The sequence below is a fragment of the Microcystis sp. LEGE 08355 genome (assembly GCF_015207185.1).
GTDB classification, from domain to species: Bacteria; Cyanobacteriota; Cyanobacteriia; order Cyanobacteriales; family Microcystaceae; genus Microcystis; species Microcystis panniformis.
This window is the reverse complement of the sequence record NZ_JADEXI010000839.1, coordinates 1-1520: the sequence shown is the minus strand read 5'-3', so window position 1 is coordinate 1520 and position 1520 is coordinate 1. Positions and strand designations below refer to the sequence as shown.

Sequence of the window (1520 nt, the reverse complement as noted above, 5' to 3'; positions counted from 1 at the left end):
TCTTTCTATAAAGGACAAAGCCTTGCTTATTATGATGCTCTTGATTTGATCAAGTCTCAGGTAGAAGCATTTGGTTACAACTCGAAGGAAGTCAACCTGGTTGTTCCTGAATTTGGCAAACAAGCAATTTAGCTATTAAGATATCAAGTGCGATGCCGAAGGCACTGCGTAGCAGTACGCCTATTTTGCAAGGTTGGTTGACAACGGAAACCCAACATCACCCCCCTATTATTCTTCATGTTTTGTGTTGGGTTGCACGTCGTTTAACCGAACCTACGGATTATTTTACGGGTTATTCCATACCGACATTGTAATCGAAAATAATCTTTTGTCTGTAGATTGTAGGGTGCGTGTTTGCGGGTGCTAATTTGGACAAAAAACTAAAATCAACAATCGGCCGTAACGCACCAATTTTATTCGTGAGCGCCACCCGTAGAACAAGGTACAATGCTCTTTTAAGGGAACAATCCCTACTGCCGCCACCGAGCGTTAAAACCAGCAGAAAAGGGAATCCCAGAGAGATTGTACCTCGATCGCCCCGCAATCGGAATTCCCTTAGAAGAATTTCTAACCCCTCACTGAATCGCCTGTTTTAAACTACGACAGAATTCCTCAAGGGATTTTAACCCATCGCCGGGGGAATTATCGGCCAGACGTTTAACCATGGCACTGCCGACAATTACCGCATCAGCCCCCCAGTTTTTCACCTGTAGTGCCTGTGTCGGGTCAGAAATGCCAAATCCTACCCCTACGGGTTTATCGGTGACAGAACGGATAGAATCGAGCAATTCCTCCACTCTGGTGGCCACTTGGTTCCGCATTCCCGTCACTCCCGTGACACTCACCAGATAAATAAAACCTTGGGATTGCCTGGCGATCGCTTGTATTCGTTCCGGGGGACTGGTAGGCGCTACCAATAAAATCACTTCAATTCCCTTAGCGGCAGCCGGTTGCAGCAGACTTTCCGCTTCCTCTAGGGGTAAATCGGGAACCACCAAACCACTCACCCCAGCTGCTTTAATTTGGTCTAAAAAGACATCTATCCCGCGATGATAGATGGGATTGTAGTAAGTAAAGAGAATAATCGGAGCTTTCACCTCTCCCTGAGCATTTTTGACGATTTCTAGCACATCTTCCAACTTGACACCCCGATTTAAAGCGCGGGTGGCCGCCGCTTGAATAACCGGACCATCCGCGAGAGGATCGGAATAGGGAACCCCCAACTCGATCAGATCAGCCCCTGCTCGGTCTAAAATGCGTAAAGCTTGGGCAGTGGTAGATAAATCGGGATCACCGGCAGTAATAAAGGGAATCAAGGCACAATTCCCCTGGCAACGGAGAGAACGAAAACACTCGGAAACAGCAGTCATCGAAAATTACTGAAGACATAAAGCACCGTCTATTATCTCATGGCGGGGAATAGCTCATTGCCGATCGCTACAAGCTCAGGTAAAGAATTTTTGGCTCTTCGGTTTGTGTTATGCAATGGACGGGGGTTATAAGGGATGGAACCCTTATAG

General features: G+C 47.0%; 1 protein-coding gene. It reads right to left on the bottom strand.

Features of this window, described 5'->3' with window-relative positions:
- Window positions 1–575: 575 nt before the first annotated feature.
- Window positions 576–1370 (bottom strand): tryptophan synthase subunit alpha, encoded by a 795-nt coding sequence (trpA, locus tag IQ242_RS24540; protein ID WP_193961748.1) that lies wholly within the window; start codon window positions 1368–1370, stop codon window positions 576–578.
- Between the last annotated feature and the right edge of the window lie 150 nt (window positions 1371–1520).